The organism is Pseudomonas sp. FG98, from assembly GCF_057808595.1.
The window spans coordinates 125,473-140,017 of the sequence record NZ_JBMDIJ010000005.1 but is presented as its reverse complement, the minus strand read 5'-3'; the positions used below and the strand labels follow the sequence as shown (position 1 = coordinate 140,017).

General features: G+C 63.0%; 12 protein-coding genes and 1 tRNA gene. 9 read left to right on the top strand and 4 right to left on the bottom strand.

What is annotated here, in order from left to right; translation table 11 throughout:
• Window positions 1–9: 9 nt before the first annotated feature.
• A complete protein-coding gene (locus ACODSK_RS05665; RefSeq protein ID WP_489014492.1) occupies window positions 10–963 on the top strand; it encodes a hypothetical protein in 954 nt (317 codons plus the stop codon).
• A 48-nt stretch (window positions 964–1,011) separates the two neighbouring features.
• On the opposite strand, the gene dinB is transcribed toward ACODSK_RS05665, so the two are convergent.
• A complete protein-coding gene (dinB, locus tag ACODSK_RS05660) occupies window positions 1,012–2,076 on the bottom strand; it encodes a DNA polymerase IV (protein WP_489014491.1) in 1,065 nt (354 codons plus the stop codon).
• A 206-nt stretch (window positions 2,077–2,282) separates the two neighbouring features.
• Here dinB and ACODSK_RS05655 point away from each other — a divergent pair.
• The 3 genes from ACODSK_RS05655 to ACODSK_RS05645 all read left to right on the top strand — a co-directional run bounded on the left by ACODSK_RS05655 (window position 2,283) and on the right by ACODSK_RS05645 (window position 6,514).
• Window positions 2,283–2,359 (top strand) — tRNA-Met (locus tag ACODSK_RS05655).
• Window positions 2,360–2,579: 220 nt separating this feature from the next.
• Complete coding sequence (gene mprF / locus ACODSK_RS05650) at window positions 2,580–5,219, top strand: bifunctional lysylphosphatidylglycerol flippase/synthetase MprF (RefSeq protein WP_489014489.1); 2,640 nt, start codon at window positions 2,580–2,582, stop codon at window positions 5,217–5,219.
• Window positions 5,219–6,514 carry a virulence factor family protein gene (locus ACODSK_RS05645; protein ID WP_489014488.1) on the top strand — a complete coding sequence of 432 codons (1,296 nt, stop codon included), beginning with the start codon at window positions 5,219–5,221 and terminating at the stop codon, window positions 6,512–6,514. The genes mprF and ACODSK_RS05645 overlap by 1 nt, the downstream gene beginning before the upstream one ends.
• 119 nt (window positions 6,515–6,633) lie before the next feature.
• Here the strand turns inward: ACODSK_RS05645 and ACODSK_RS05640 are convergent, their stop codons facing one another.
• Window positions 6,634–8,532 (bottom strand): potassium transporter Kup, encoded by a 1,899-nt coding sequence (locus ACODSK_RS05640; RefSeq protein WP_489014486.1) that lies wholly within the window; start codon window positions 8,530–8,532, stop codon window positions 6,634–6,636.
• Between the two features lie 267 nt (window positions 8,533–8,799).
• Between ACODSK_RS05640 and rimO the strand changes: the two genes are divergently transcribed.
• The 4 genes from rimO to tsaA all read left to right on the top strand — a co-directional run bounded on the left by rimO (window position 8,800) and on the right by tsaA (window position 12,170).
• Window positions 8,800–10,137 carry a 30S ribosomal protein S12 methylthiotransferase RimO gene (gene rimO, locus ACODSK_RS05635; protein ID WP_489014484.1) on the top strand — a complete coding sequence of 446 codons (1,338 nt, stop codon included), beginning with the start codon at window positions 8,800–8,802 and terminating at the stop codon, window positions 10,135–10,137.
• 113 nt (window positions 10,138–10,250) lie between these two features.
• A complete protein-coding gene (locus ACODSK_RS05630; protein WP_489014482.1) occupies window positions 10,251–10,961 on the top strand; it encodes an rRNA pseudouridine synthase in 711 nt (236 codons plus the stop codon).
• Between the two features lie 41 nt (window positions 10,962–11,002).
• Window positions 11,003–11,464, top strand: a complete 462-nt coding sequence (locus tag ACODSK_RS05625; RefSeq protein ID WP_489014480.1) for a YehS family protein — start codon at window positions 11,003–11,005, stop codon at window positions 11,462–11,464.
• 7 nt (window positions 11,465–11,471) lie between these two features.
• Window positions 11,472–12,170, top strand: a complete 699-nt coding sequence (gene tsaA / locus ACODSK_RS05620; protein ID WP_489014634.1) for a tRNA (N6-threonylcarbamoyladenosine(37)-N6)-methyltransferase TrmO — start codon at window positions 11,472–11,474, stop codon at window positions 12,168–12,170.
• A 164-nt stretch (window positions 12,171–12,334) separates the two neighbouring features.
• Here tsaA and fpr read toward each other — a convergent pair whose 3' ends face one another.
• Window positions 12,335–13,114 carry a ferredoxin-NADP reductase gene (fpr, locus tag ACODSK_RS05615; RefSeq protein ID WP_330076184.1) on the bottom strand — a complete coding sequence of 260 codons (780 nt, stop codon included), beginning with the start codon at window positions 13,112–13,114 and terminating at the stop codon, window positions 12,335–12,337.
• A 122-nt stretch (window positions 13,115–13,236) separates the two neighbouring features.
• Between fpr and ACODSK_RS05610 the strand changes: the two genes are divergently transcribed.
• The gene (locus tag ACODSK_RS05610; protein WP_489014478.1) at window positions 13,237–14,163 is read left to right on the top strand and encodes a LysR family transcriptional regulator; all 927 of its coding nucleotides are present in this window, start codon (window positions 13,237–13,239) and stop codon (window positions 14,161–14,163) included.
• On the opposite strand, the gene ACODSK_RS05605 is transcribed toward ACODSK_RS05610, so the two are convergent.
• Window positions 14,160–14,522, bottom strand: coding sequence for a diacylglycerol kinase (locus tag ACODSK_RS05605; RefSeq protein WP_489014476.1), 363 nt, complete (start codon window positions 14,520–14,522; stop codon window positions 14,160–14,162). The genes ACODSK_RS05610 and ACODSK_RS05605 overlap by 4 nt on opposite strands.
• Window positions 14,523–14,545 lie beyond the last annotated feature (23 nt).

Here is a 14,545-nt window from a genome sequence, read left to right as displayed (position 1 = left end):
AGAGTAGCCATGTTCAAGCGAAGTACCTTTACCTTCGGGGGCACCGCCTTGTGCGGTGCCCTGCTCCTCAGCGGCTGCGCCAACCAGATGTCCCAGCGCAGCGAGCACGAGGAACGCATCGAGCGAAAGCTGCTCGAGCACAGCCTGCAGATCGATGTCGGAGAGCCAAAGGTACTCGAGCTGCCGCAACGCCGCGTGCGCATCCATGAGCAGAAGCACTTCGAAGTCACCGAATTCGAGGTGACCCGACGCTACGATCGCTACACGCCCTACCAACCCTGGCGGGAAATCTACGAAATTCCGCTGGGCGCGGTGGCGGTGGTCGCTGGTCTCGGTGCCAACGTGGTGAATGTCTTCGCCTTCGGCACCTTGCCCGATAGCGTGACCCATGACTGGCTCAGTTACGGCTTCGCCGGCCTCAACCCGTTCATGAATACGCAGTCCAACGGCCGCGCCCAGCAGAACCTGGCCGGTATCGAGGAAGTGCAGAAGGACAAGCGCCAGGAATACAGCAGTGTTCCCTGGAGCGAGCGCCCGGTGGAGGTCAAGGCCGGCAAGACAGTAAACGAGCTGACCACCGACCGTAACGGCGTACTGCGCCTGAACCTGCTGGACAGTCCGTTCAGCGAGCAGAACCTGACCCATATCGGCACCCTGCACCTGTCGGTGGCGGATGAAGACAGTTCGGTACGCGCCGACGCCAGCCTGCTGGTCAGCGGTACCCTGCGTAGCAAGCTGGTGGAAGCCCACGACCTGATTTTCGACGACCTTGAGGACGACGACGTCAACCAGTGGGTACACCGGGTCAAGCGCCTGTCGGACCTGGGCCTGGAAGAAGAAGCCAGCGAACTGGAGCAGAGCCTGATCGAGCTGACCCGCAACGATCCGGAGCTGCAACAGGAATTCCTGCAGTCACTGAGGAAAGACGCCAACCGCCTGGTTGCCGATCCTGCGGCTCACTAAGCCATCCTCTTCTCGTGAAAAGCACCGTTCGCCGGTGCTTTTTGCATTTCAGGAGGCAGGAAACAGCTCCAATTGCTCATGAGCGCCGCGAAGATCGTGCAAGCGCACGCCGATACCAAGCAAGCGCACGGGGCGACCACCGCGGGCGAACGCCTGGCTGAGCAGCTGCTGATAACTGTGCAGGTCGCGCCCGGCCCCCGCCTGCTCCAGGGTGGTCTGGCTGAAATCGTGGAATTTGACCTTCACGAAAGGCTTGCCAGGGCGGTAGCTGCTGTCGATGCGCTCCATGCGACCGTTGAGGGATTCGAGCAACTCCGGGAGCTTTTCCAGGCAACTGGCCAGGTCCGGCAGATCCTGATCGTAGGTATTTTCCACGCTGATGGACTGACGGCGGCTATCGTTCTGCACCGGACGCTCATCGATGCCACGGGCCAGGTTGAACAGACGCTCGCCAAAGCCGCCGAACTCCCGCACCAGCGCCAGCCGCTCCCAGTGCCGCAGATCGAGGCAGGTCACTATCCCCAGGCGATGCAGCTTGTCTGCCGTCACCTTGCCCACCCCATGCAGCTTGCTTACCGGCAACTCGGCGACAAAATCCTCGACCTCCGCCGGGGTGATCACGAAACAGCCATTGGGCTTGCGCCAGTCACTGGCAATCTTGGCGAGAAACTTGTTGGGCGCGACACCGGCGGACACGGTGATGTGCAAGCGCTGGGAGATCTTGCGACGGATATCCTGGGCGATCAGCGTGCCGCTTCCGGAACAACGCTGGCTGTCGGTGACATCCAGATAGGCCTCGTCCAGCGACAACGGCTCGATCAGGTCGGTGTATTCACGGAACACGTTGTGGATTTCCCGCGATGCTTCTTTATAGGCATCCATCCGCGGCTTGACGATCAACAGGTCGGGACATAACCCCAAAGCATGCCGCGACGACATCGCCGAACGCACGCCGAAGGCGCGGGCTTCGTAGTTGCAGGTGGCAATCACCCCACGCCGTTCCGCCGAGCCGCCCACCGCCAACGGTCGCCCGGCCAGACGCGGGTCGTCACGCATCTCGATAGCCGCGTAGAAGCAATCGCAGTCGATATGAATGATTTTGCGCTGACCCATGGATGACCGTAAAAGCAGAAAAGTCGTACGCGCAGTATCTCACTCGGCTCCAGCGCCTGCATCAAACCTCTGCGCAACCCCTGAAGCCCGCGGCATCCAGCTCGCCTACGCCAGGCGGGAGAATGCTAACCATTTGAAGAAAAAAGGATTTTTTTGAGTTTTGGCTTGACAGGGAAAGCTGTCCCTGTAGAATTCGATCCCACAGGCGCGGGATGGAGCAGCCTGGTAGCTCGTCGGGCTCATAACCCGAAGGTCGTCGGTTCAAATCCGGCTCCCGCAACCAGATCAGAAAAAGGCCAATCGAAAGATTGGCCTTTTTCGTTTGCGCTCAAAAAACCTCGCCCGCCGCCCTCTTCCCCAAGGGCAATGTGAATATTCTTTAACTATCATGACCGGCACGGATCCGCCTGAACGCTAGTAATATTCAGACATTATTATTCCATAGGGATTGGTAAATTGACTGGATACTCCCATCCTGTCGCGCACAGTCCCCGAGGTGATTGATGCGCCCAACCGCTGAAACCGAAATTCCCGTTACCGCCGCCCACCCTATCGCGCCTGGCCGCCTGCGCTGGCTCGATCTGCTGAGCAAGTACCGTCAACCCATCGGCCTGGCCGTGACCCTGGTGCTGTTCGGGATAGCCCTGATCGCTTGCCGACACCTGCTCAGCGAGCTGGATATCTACGCCCTGCATGATCAGATCTTGAGCATCCCCCTGCCCGCACTGGGCGGGGCCTTGCTGGCGACCATCGTCGGTTTTGTGATCCTGCTCGGCTACGAGTGGTCGGCCAGTCGCTACGCGGACGTTCAGTTGCCGGCCGGCAGCCTGGTGATGGGCGGTTTCTGTGCCTTTGCCATCGGCAACGCAATTGGCCTGTCGTTGTTGTCCGGCGGCTCGGTGCGTTATCGCCTGTATGCGCGCCAGGGCGTCGGCGCCGCCGAAGTCGCACGCATGACCCTGTTCGCCAGCCTCTCGCTAGGTTGCGCATTGCCGCCACTAGCTGCCCTGGCAACCCTGAGCAACCTGCCAGCCGCCGCAGTGGCGCTGCGCCTGCCGGAAAGCGTGCTCGCCAGCACCGCCATCGCCGTGCTGCTGCTCAGTGCCGCCCTGGCCTACGGCCTTTACCGCCGGCGCCTGCCCGAACAACCGTTCGCCCACGCCCTGCTCACCCGGGTCGGCCGCCGCACCCTGCGCCTGCCTGGCGCCAGGCTGACCCTGCTGCAATTGGCCATCACTGCCCTGGACGTGGCGGCTGCCGCGACCGTGCTCTACCTGCTGCTGCCCGAAGCCCCGCCCTTCGGCGCCTTCCTGCTGGTCTACCTGCTGGCCCTGGCGGCCGGCGTACTCAGCCATGTGCCGGGTGGTGTGGGCGTGTTCGAAGCGATCCTGCTGGCCGCCTTCGCCAACCAGTTGGGCGCTGCCCCGCTGGCCGCCGCCCTGCTGCTGTATCGCCTCATCTATGTAGTGCTGCCGATGCTGGTGGCCTGCGTGATCCTGCTGGCCAGCGAAGCCCGGCGCTTCCTGTTCGCCCAGCAGGCGATCAAGGTCGCTTCCGGCCTGGCCGCCCCGGTACTGGCCGTGCTGGTGTTTCTTTCCGGTGTGGTCCTGCTGTTTTCCGGCGCCACTCCGGAAATCGACACCCGCCTCAAGCATCTTGGCTTCCTCATCCCGCACCGCCTGATCGATGCCTCGCACTTCGGCGCCAGCCTGATCGGCGTACTCTGCCTGCTGCTGGCCCAGGGCCTGCGCCGGCGCCTGTCGGCCGCCTGGATGCTGACCACCATATTGCTGCTGGTCGGCGCCCTGCTCTCCCTGCTCAAAGGCTTCGACTGGGAAGAAGCCAGCATCATGATCTTCACGGCGAGCTTGCTGGCCCTGTTCCGCCGATCCTTCTACCGCCCAAGCCGCCTGCTGGAACTGCCGTTCTCGCCGGTTTACCTGGTGGCCAGCGCCTGCGTGGTCGGCGCGTCGATCTGGCTGTTGCTGTTCGCCTACCAGGACGTGCCCTACAGCCATCAGCTCTGGTGGCAGTTCACCCTCGACGCCGACGCCCCGCGCGGCCTGCGCTCGGCCTTGGGCAGCGCGGTGCTGCTGGTGGTGCTGGCCCTGACCTGGCTGCTGCGCACCGCCCGCCCGATCATTCATCTGCCGACTGCCGAGGAACTGCAGCGCGCCAACCGCATCCTGCTGGCCTCGGACCAACCGGACGGCGGCCTGGCCCTGACCGGCGACAAGGCGCTGCTGTTCCACCCCAATGACGATGCCTTCCTGATGTACGCGCGTCGCGGCCGCAGCCTGGTGGCGCTGTACGACCCGATCGGCCCGGCCCAGCGCCGCGCCGAGATGATCTGGCAGTTCCGCGACCTCTGCGACGTCCATCATGCCCGCCCGGTGTTCTACCAGGTGCGCGCCGAGAACCTGCCGTTCTACATGGACATCGGCCTGACCGCGATCAAGCTGGGGGAAGAGGCGCGGGTCAACCTGCTGCGCTTCGACCTGGAAGCCAAGGGCAAGGAGATGAAGGACCTGCGCTACACCTGGAACCGTGGCGGACGCGACGGCCTGAGCCTGGAGATCCACGAACCCGGTCAGGCACCGCTGGAAGAGCTGAAGGTCATTTCCGACGCCTGGCTCACCGGCAAGAACGTCCGCGAGAAGGGCTTCTCCCTCGGTCGCTTCAGCGAGGACTACCTGCAACACTTCCGCATCGCCCTGATCCGCTTCCAGGGCCAACCGGTGGCCTTTGCCAACCTGCTGGAAACCCACAGTCGCGAACTGGCCAGTCTCGACTTGATGCGCGCCCATCCGGAGGCGCCGAAGCTGACCATGGAATTCATGATGATCGGCCTGATCCAACACTATAAACAGCATGGATATGCCCGCTTCAGCCTTGGCATGGTGCCCCTGTCGGGCCTGCAGCCGCGGCGCGGCGCGCCACTGACCCAGCGCCTGGGTTCGATGGTGTTCCAGCGCGGCGAACAGCTCTACAACTTCCAGGGCCTGCGCCGCTTCAAAGACAAGTTCCAGCCAGACTGGGAACCCCGTTACATGGCCGTCCCCGCCGGACTCGATCCGCTGGTCGCACTGGCCGATACCGCCGCCCTGATCGCGGGCGGTCTTACAGGATTGGTGAAACGCTGATGATTCGACGTTACTGGTATTACCTGCTCGGCGCGCTGATCGCGGCGCTGCTGGCAGCAGCGGCAAGCTTCTGGTGGTGGACCCGTCCCGCCCCCGAGGCCCATCTGGAGCAGATCACCCTCAGCGATGGCAGCAGCCTGACACGCGCTACCCCCGGCACCGACGCCAAGGCCCGGGTGCTGATCGCCTCGCTGCCCGACCAACTGCTCAGCGACAAGCAACTGCTTGACCTGAGCCAGAGCGGTGAAGCGCAACTGGTCCAGGTCACCCTGCCGATCGGCGACTGCAACCGTCAGCAGCAAGCCGTGCAACTGGCCACCCAGCAGCTCAAGGGTGCACCGACCCTGGTCGCCGGTATCGGCCCGGGCGCCAACCTGGCCTGGGACTGGCTGGCCGGGCAGAAGGACGACAAGGCCCTGGCGATTTCCGTGGACTTCAACCTGGAACGTCCGGGCTGCACCATTCCGGTCGCCAAGTCGGCACCCCATGGGCACTGGAACGTCGCCTGGAACGACAACCCGGATGACGCCAGCGCCGCTTTCGTCCGCGACCAGGCCAACGCCGAAACCAGCATCTCCGACTACGACGTGCACCTGCCACAGGTGCTCAAGGCCCAACTCACCCACGCCCTGGTCGGCGAAGACGGCAATGCCATGAGCATTCCGGTGGTGGAAGTTCCGGCCGGGCAAACCACCGACACCGTGACCCTGTTCCTCTCCGGAGACGGCGGCTGGCGTGACCTCGACCGCGATGTCGCCGGGGAAATGGCCAAGCTCGGCTACCCGGTGGTGGGCATCGACACCTTGCGCTACTACTGGCAGCACAAGACCCCGGAACAGAGCGCCGTCGACCTGTCCGAGCTGATGCAGCACTACCGGCAGAAATGGGGCACCAAACGCTTCGTGCTGACCGGCTACTCCTTCGGCGCAGACGTCCTGCCGGCGATCTACAACCGCCTGCCGGAAGAGGACCAGAAGCGTATCGACGCAGTGATCCTGCTGGCCTTCGCCCGCAGCGGCAGTTTCGAGATCGAAGTGGAAGGCTGGCTCGGCCAGGAAGGCAAGGAGGCCCCGACCGGTCCGGAAATGGCCAGGATGCCGGCGGCCAAGGTGCTCTGCGTATATGGCGTGGAAGAGACCGATGAAAGCGGCTGCACCGAGAACACCGCGGTGGGTGAGAAGCTCAAGCTGCCGGGCGGTCACCACTTCGACGAGAACTACCCGGCGCTGGCACGCAAGCTGATTGGCGAGATCGAAAGCCGCCAGGGAAAGACCAGCGTGGCTGAGCAGAATTGATGTCCGGCTGAAGCCCCATCGCTGGCAACGCCAGCTCCCACAGTTTTTGCGGTGTACGCGGACCTTGTGGGAGCCGGCATTGCCGGCGAAAGGCCTGCAAGGCAGGCCCCGAAAGCACCTCAGATCTCGACCTGGGTCCCCAGCTCGATCACCCGGTTCAGCGGCAGGTTGAAGAAGCGCAGATTGCCGTTGGCATTCTTCAGCAGGAACGCGAACAGGTTGCCCCGCCACCGCGCCATCCCCTCCAGCCTCGATGCAATCACCGTCTCTCGGCTGAGGAAATAGGTGGTGCGCATCGGACTGAAGTCCAGATCGTCCAGATGACACAGCTTCAGCGCCGCCGGCACGTCTGGCTCGTCCATGAAGCCGAAGTGCAACAGCACCCGGAAGAATCCGTCGCCATAGGCCTCGACCTCGAAGCGCTCATGCTCCGGCACCCGCGGACGGTCTTCGCTGACCACCGTCAACAGCACCACCTGACTATGCAGGACCTGGTTATGCAGCAGGTTGTGCAACAGCGCATGGGGCACGGCATCCGCACGCGCGGTGAGGAACACCGCAGTGCCTTCGACCCGGTGCGGCGGCTGCACGCGGATACTGCCAATAAACACCGGCAGCGGCAGCGCGCCTTCGTCGATGCGCTCGACAAGGATCTGCTTGCCGCGTTTCCAGGTACTCATCAGCAGCAACAACACTGCCCCCGCCAGCACCGGGAAGGCACCGCCCTGAACCACCTTGGGCAGGTTGGCGGCGAAGAACAGGCCGTCCACCAGCAGGAAACCAATGAGGATCGGCACCGCCAGTACCGGCGGCCATTTCCACAACAGCAGCATGACCGTGGAGACCAGCAGGGTGGTCATCAGCATGGTGCCGGTCACCGCCACGCCGTAGGCCGCAGCCAGGGCACTGGAAGACTCGAAACCGATCACCAGCAGCACCACCGCCACCATCAGCGACCAGTTCACCGCGCCGATATAGATCTGCCCTTGCTCATCGCTGGAGGTGTGCTGGATCTGCATGCGCGGGATGTAACCGAGCTGGATGGCCTGGCGGGTCAGGGAGAAGGCCCCGGAAATCACCGCCTGGGAAGCGATCACTGTGGCCAGGGTGGCCAGGCCGATCAGCGGCAGCAGCGCCCAGCTCGGCGCCAGCAGGTAGAACGGGTTGCGCGCGGCATCAGGGTTCTGCAGCAGCAAGGCGCCCTGACCGAAGTAGTTGAGCACCAGCGCCGGCAGCACCAGGGCGAACCAGGCGCGGGCAATGGGCTTGCGCCCGAAGTGGCCCATGTCGGCGTACAGCGCTTCGGCACCGGTCAGCGCCAGCACCACTGCGCCGAGGATCGCCACGCCCATGCCCGGATGGACGATAAAGAAACGCACCGCCCACACCGGATTGAACGCATGCAAGACTTCCGGCGATTGGGAAATGCCATGCAGCCCCAGCAGCCCGAGCACCACGAACCAGGCGACCATGACCGGGCCGAACAGGATGCCGATCTTCGCCGTCCCGTGCTTCTGCACCAGGAACAGCGCCACCAGCACGACCAGGGCGATGGGTACCACCCAGTGATCGATACCGTCGAAGGCCAGCTCCATCCCCTCCACCGCCGACAGCACCGAAACCGCCGGGGTGATCATGCTGTCGCCGTAGAACAGCGCGGCACCGATCAGGCCACAGACCACCATCATCGCCCTGAGCTTCGGCCGCGAAGCCGAAGCCCGCGTCGCCAGGGCCGTCAGTGCCATGATCCCACCCTCGCCCTGGTTGTCGGCGCGCAGGATGAAGGTCACATACTTGATCGACACCACCCAGATCAGCGACCAGGCGATCAGGGAAAGAATGCCCAACACACCATCATGGTTGACCGGCACCCCATAACCGCCGGTAAAGACTTCCTTGAGGGTATACAAGGGGCTGGTCCCGATATCGCCGTAGACCACCCCGACAGCTGCCACCAGCAGGCCCAACGACTTGGTCGCCCCATGCCCCGCAGCGGCTTCACTGCTTGCCTGACCCATCAACCACTCCCGCAATAAGAACCGGAAACCGGTGAATCTCGTGCCAGACGCTATGATTTTTGTCGTCGGCCGAACCTCGTCGCCCCTGTCGGAAAATGACAAGGGCGCAACGCGGCGAAGCATAGCGCAGCGTTCGTCGTTTTTCTGCTGGTCAAGCAGGCGAACGCTCGCTAGAATTGCGCACTTTTTGATCAGAGGCGCCTGGAAGCGCCCAGCAGGGCTGCCTTTCGTCATGTACGCGGCAGCCCCTCTACACCGAGGTTAGCCATGTCCACCACCGCAACCCCCACCACGCCAAAGGTAGGATTCGTCTCGCTCGGATGCCCGAAGGCTCTGGTTGACTCCGAACGCATCCTCACCCAGCTGCGCATGGAGGGTTATGAAGTCGTGCCCACCTATCAGGACGCTGACGTGGTGGTGGTCAACACCTGCGGCTTCATCGACTCGGCCAAGGCCGAGTCCCTGGAAGTGATCGGCGAAGCGATCAAGGAAAACGGCAAGGTCATCGTTACCGGCTGCATGGGCGTCGAGGAAGGCAATATCCGCGACGTGCACCCGAGCGTGTTGGCTGTGACCGGTCCGCAGCAGTACGAGCAAGTGGTCAGCGCCGTGCATGAAGTGGTCCCGCCACGCCAGGATCACAACCCGCTGATCGACCTGGTGCCGCCGCAAGGCGTCAAGCTGACCCCGCGCCACTACGCCTACCTGAAGATTTCCGAAGGCTGCAACCATAGCTGCAGCTTCTGCATCATCCCGTCGATGCGCGGCAAGCTGGTCAGTCGCCCGGTCGGTGAAGTGCTGAGCGAGGCCGAGCGCCTGGTCAAGGCCGGGGTCAAGGAGATCCTGGTGATCTCCCAGGACACCAGCGCCTATGGCGTCGACGTCAAGTACAAGACCGACTTCTGGAACGGTCGCCCGGTCAAGACCCGCATGCTCGAGCTGTGCGAAGCCCTCAGCAGCCTCGGCGCCTGGGTGCGCCTGCACTACGTCTACCCGTACCCGAACGTCGACGACGTGATCCCGCTGATGGCCGCCGGCAAGATCCTGCCGTACCTGGATATCCCGTTCCAGCACGCCAGCCCGAAAGTCCTGAAGTCGATGAAGCGCCCGGCCTTCGAGGACCGCACACTGGCGCGAATCAAGAAATGGCGCGAGCAGTGCCCGGATCTGATCATCCGCTCCACCTTCATCGTCGGCTTCCCCGGAGAGACCGAAGAAGACTTCCAGTACCTGCTGGACTGGCTCACCGAAGCCCAGCTCGACCGCGTGGGCTGCTTCCAGTACTCGCCGGTGGAAGGCGCGCCGGCCAATGACCTGGGCCTGGACGAAGTCCCGGACGAGATCAAGCAGGACCGCTGGGACCGCTTCATGGCCCACCAGCAGGCCATCAGCAGCGCCCGTCTGCAACTGCGCATCGGCCGCGAGATCGAAGTGCTGATCGACGAAGTCGAAGAGCAAGGCTCGGTAGGCCGCAGCTTCTTCGATGCGCCGGAAATCGACGGCAACGTGTTCATCGACGGCGACCATGGCTTCAAGCCGGGCGACAAGGTGCGCTGCCGAGTGGTCGATGCCGACGAGTACGATCTCTGGGCCGAGCCTGTCTAAGGTTCGCGCGCAAACGACAAAGCCCCTTCCCGGGGCTTTGTTTTTTCTGGCCGACCGTATCCTTTCACGGCCGGTTACAATGCTTTCCATTCCCTCGCACCACGGCCTCGCTCATGTCTGAAACCACCCGTCTCTCCAAACGCCTTATCACCCAGTTGGGCTGTTCCCGTCGCGAGGCCGAACTCTATATCGGTGGCGGCTGGGTCACCGTGGACGGCCAGGTCGTCGACGAGCCGCAGTTCCAGGTCGACCAGCAGGTGGTCGCCCTGCTTCCTGGAGCCAAGGCCGAAGCCCAGGAACCGGTCACTCTGCTGCTGCATCAGGAAGCCGGACAGGATGCCGACAGCGGCCGCCTGAGCATGACCGCCGCCAGCCTGTCCCCGGCCCACGGCGAAGGCCGCCGGGTGCTGCGCAATCATTTCGCCCGCCTCAACTGCCTGGCCGAGCTGCAAGCCGGCGCCAGCGGCCTGCAGGTGTACACCCAGGACTGGCGCACCGAGCGCAAGATCACCTCCGACCTGCGCAAGCTGGAGCAGGAGTACTTGGTGGAAGTCAGCGGCGAGATCATCAATCACGGGCTGGAACGCCTGAACCGCGGTTTCAACTGGAAAGGCCATGAACTGCCACCGGTCAAGGCCAGCTGGCAGAACGAGACACGCCTGCGCCTGGTGCTGAAGAACCCGGCCCCAGGCCTGATCGAACTGCTCTGTCGCAGCGTCGGCCTGCAGGTGGTCGGCATGCGCCGCATCCGCCTCGGCGGCGTGGCCATGAGCAAGTTGCCGGCCGGGCAATGGCGCTACCTGGCAAGCCAGGAAAAATTCTGAGCCGCGCCACACTGGCGAGGCTCCCGAACAGGACTCCGTACATGATTCACAACGACGTACTGCGCAGCCTGCGCTACATGCTGGATATTTCCGACACAAAAATGGCCCAGATCGCCCGCAGCAACGGCTTCAAGCTGAACGACGCGGACATGGCCAACTACCTGAAGAAAGACGACGACAAGGACTTCGCCCACTGCCCGGACGAGGCCATGGCGCACTTTCTCGACGGACTGGTGATCTTCCGCCGCGGCCGTGACGAAAGCCGTCCGCTGCCACCGATCGAGCTGCCGGTCAGCAACAACACCATTCTGAAGAAGCTGCGGGTGGCCTTCGAGCTTAAGGACGACGATATCCTTGCGCTGCTCAAGGCAGTCAATTTCCCGGTGTCGAAAACCGAGCTGAGCGCCCTGTTCCGCAAGGTCGGACACGACAACTTCCGCCCCTGCGGCGACCAGTTGCTGCGCAATTTTCTCAAGGGCCTGAGCCAGCGGATCCGTGGCTGAATCGCCGATGGACTACAAGGTCTCGCCGGTCGGCTTCGTCCGCTCGTGCTTCAAGGAGAAGTTCGCGATTCCGCGCCAGCCACAACTGGCGCCGGCGGCGAGGGGTGTGCTGGAGCTGGTGCCGCCGTTCGACACGGGCGAGGCAGTGGCGGGTCTGGAGCAGTGCAGCCATGTCTGGCTGTTGTTCCTGTTTCACCAGGCGCTGGAAGACAAGCCACGCCTGAAGGTGCGCCCGCCGCGCCTCGGTGGCAACACCTCCATGGGCGTGTTCGCGACCCGGGCAACGCATCGTCCGAACGGTATAGGGCAATCGGTGGTCCGGCTGGAAAAGGTCGAACCGGGGCGCTTGCTGCTGTCAGGCATCGATCTGCTGGACGGTACGCCGGTGCTCGATATCAAGCCGTATGTGCCCTATGCCGACAGCATTGCCGGGGCGAGCAACAGCATGGCCAGCGCCCCGCCTGCGGCCATCGCGGTGGAGTGGAGCGATGAAGCGCTGGTGCAAGCCCAAGGCCATATGCAGCGACTGGCGGAGCCCCTGGTGGAGCTTATCGAGCAGTGCCTGGCCCAGGATCCGCGCCCGGCCTATCAAGTGCCGCCGCCGGAGCGGGTGTATGGGGTGAAGTTCTGGGATGTGCAGGTGAGATGGCACTATCCGCGACTGGACAGGATCCGGGTGTTGGAAGTGGTGTTTGATCCTGATTGAGAAGGGAAGCTGATGGCCCTATCGCGGGTAAACCCGCTCCCACAGGTTTCGCGTACTTTGTGGGAGCGGGTTCACCCGCGATGAGGCCCGAAAGCACAACACACAAATCTCAGACAAAAAAAGCGCAGGCCAAGGCCTGCGCTTTTTATATCCACCTAACCAGCTTACTTCTCTACGAAAGCACGCTCGATCAGGTAGTCGCCCGGCTCGCGCATGCGCGGCGAGATCTTCAGGCCGAAGCTGTCCAGCACTTCGCTGGTTTCGTCGAGCATGCTCGGGCTACCGCAGATCATGGCGCGGTCGTCCTGCGGGTTGATCGGCGGCAGGCCGATGTCGCTGAACAGCTTGCCGCTGCGCATCAGGTCGGTGAGACGGCCCTGGTTCTCGAACGGTTCGCGGGTAACGGTCGGGTAGTAGATCAGTTTTTCACGCAGCGCTTCGCCGAAGAATTCGTTCTGCGGCAGGTGCTCGGTGATGAACTCGCGGTAGGCGACTTCGTTCACGTAGCGCACGCCGTGAACCAGGATCACCTTCTCGAAACGCTCGTAGGTTTCCGGGTCCTGGATGACGCTCATGAACGGCGCCAGGCCGGTGCCGGTGCTCAGCAGGTACAGGTGCTTGCCAGGGTTCAGGTCGTCGAGGACCAGGGTACCGGTAGGCTTCTTGCTGATGATGACTTCGTCGCCTTCCTTCAGGTGCTGCAGCTGGGAGGTCAGCGGACCATCCGGCACCTTGATGCTGAAGAACTCCAGATGCTCTTCCCAGTTCGGGCTGGCGATGGAGTAAGCACGCATGAGCGGGCGGCCGTTGGGCTGTTGCAGGCCGATCATCACGAACTGACCGTTCTCGAAGCGCAGGCCCGGGTCACGGGTGCACTTGAAGCTGAACAGGGTGTCGTTCCAGTGGTGCACACTGAGGACACGTTCGTGGTTCATGTTGCTCATGTAAGGAGGCTCCTGAGAAAAACGCAGCGCTAAAACCGAGAGCGCGATTGCGCGGTAGTTTAATGCGGAGGAAAATATCTGTTAAATGAATTATCAAGATATGTCTTATCGGTTATATAGATATGCGATTTACACTTCGTCAGCTTCAGGTCTTCGTTGCCGTCGCCCAGCATCAGAGCGTGTCACGTGCCGCCAGCGTGCTGGCGTTGTCGCAGTCGGCGGCCAGTACCTCCATCACCGAACTGGAGCGGCAATCCAGTTGCCAACTGTTCGATCGTGCGGGCAAGCGCCTGAGCCTCAATGCCCTGGGCCATCAGTTGCTGCCCCAGGCCGTGGCGCTGCTCGACCAGGCCAAGGAAATCGAGGATCTGCTCAACGGCAAATCCGGTTTCGGCTCGCTGGCGGTGGGCGCTACGCTCACCATCGGCAACTACCTCGCCACCCTGCTGATCGGCAGCTTCATGCAGGTGCACCCGGAAAGCCAGGTCAAGCTGCATGTGCAGAACACTGCGCATATCGTGCAACAGGTGGCTCACTACGAAATTGATCTGGGTCTAATCGAGGGCGACTGCAACCATCCGGACCTGGAGGTGCAGCCCTGGGTCGAGGATGAACTGGTGGTGTTCTGCGCGCCGCAGCACCCGTTGGCGCAACGCGGCAGCGCCAGCCTCGAGGAGCTGACCCGCGAGGCCTGGATCCTCCGCGAGGAAGGCTCCGGTACGCGACTGACCTTCGACCAGGCCATGCGCCATCACCGCTCGGTGCTGAACATCCGCCTGGAGCTGGAACATACCGAAGCGATCAAGCGCGCCGTGGAGTCCGGCCTGGGCATCGGTTGCATTTCCCGCCTGGCCCTGCGCGATGCGTTCCGCCGCGGCAGCCTGGTACCGGTGGAGACACCGGACCTGGACCTGGCGCGGCAGTTCTTCTTTATCTGGCACAAGCAGAAGTACCAGACATCGGCGATGCGGGAATTCCTCGAACTGTGCAGGAGCTTCACTGCCGGTGTACGGCGTAGCGACGAGATCGTCCTGCCAAGCATCGCCTAGAGCAGAATGACAGCCCACACCAGCGCCACCATGGTCAGCGCCACGAACTGCGCGGCGCTACCCATGTCCTTGGCGTTTTTCGACAAGGGATGGCGATCCAGGGAAATACGGTCGATCGCCGCCTCCACCGCAGAGTTGAGCAATTCGACGATCAAGCCGAGCAGACACACCGCGATCAGGATGGCCCGCTCGGCGCGGCTGACATCCAGCCAGAATGCCAGCGGCACCAGGATCACGTTGAGCAGCACCAGTTGGCGGAACGCCGCCTCACCCGAGAACGCCGCACGCAGCCCGTCGAGGGAATAACCTGCGGCATTGAAAACACGTTTGAAACCGGTCTGGCCTTTGAAGGGCGACATAGAGAACCACTTCCCACTGTGGA

Excerpts from the sequence above, each read along its gene's own strand:
- ACODSK_RS05640 (WP_489014486.1), bottom strand. The coding sequence starts at position 8,532 with ATGGGTCAGGCAAGCAGTGAAGCCGCTGCGGGGCATGGGGCGACCAAG.
- ACODSK_RS05645 (WP_489014488.1), top strand. The coding sequence starts at position 5,219 with ATGATTCGACGTTACTGGTATTACCTGCTCGGCGCGCTGATCGCGGCG.
- ACODSK_RS05625 (WP_489014480.1), top strand. The coding sequence starts at position 11,003 with ATGATTCACAACGACGTACTGCGCAGCCTGCGCTACATGCTGGATATT.
- rimO (WP_489014484.1), top strand. The coding sequence starts at position 8,800 with ATGTCCACCACCGCAACCCCCACCACGCCAAAGGTAGGATTCGTCTCG.
- mprF (WP_489014489.1), top strand. The coding sequence starts at position 2,580 with ATGCGCCCAACCGCTGAAACCGAAATTCCCGTTACCGCCGCCCACCCT.
- fpr (WP_330076184.1), bottom strand. The coding sequence starts at position 13,114 with ATGAGCAACATGAACCACGAACGTGTCCTCAGTGTGCACCACTGGAAC.
- ACODSK_RS05665 (WP_489014492.1), top strand. The coding sequence starts at position 10 with ATGTTCAAGCGAAGTACCTTTACCTTCGGGGGCACCGCCTTGTGCGGT.
- tsaA (WP_489014634.1), top strand. The coding sequence starts at position 11,472 with ATGGACTACAAGGTCTCGCCGGTCGGCTTCGTCCGCTCGTGCTTCAAG.
- dinB (WP_489014491.1), bottom strand. The coding sequence starts at position 2,076 with ATGGGTCAGCGCAAAATCATTCATATCGACTGCGATTGCTTCTACGCG.
- ACODSK_RS05610 (WP_489014478.1), top strand. The coding sequence starts at position 13,237 with ATGCGATTTACACTTCGTCAGCTTCAGGTCTTCGTTGCCGTCGCCCAG.
- ACODSK_RS05605 (WP_489014476.1), bottom strand. The coding sequence starts at position 14,522 with ATGTCGCCCTTCAAAGGCCAGACCGGTTTCAAACGTGTTTTCAATGCC.
- ACODSK_RS05630 (WP_489014482.1), top strand. The coding sequence starts at position 10,251 with ATGTCTGAAACCACCCGTCTCTCCAAACGCCTTATCACCCAGTTGGGC.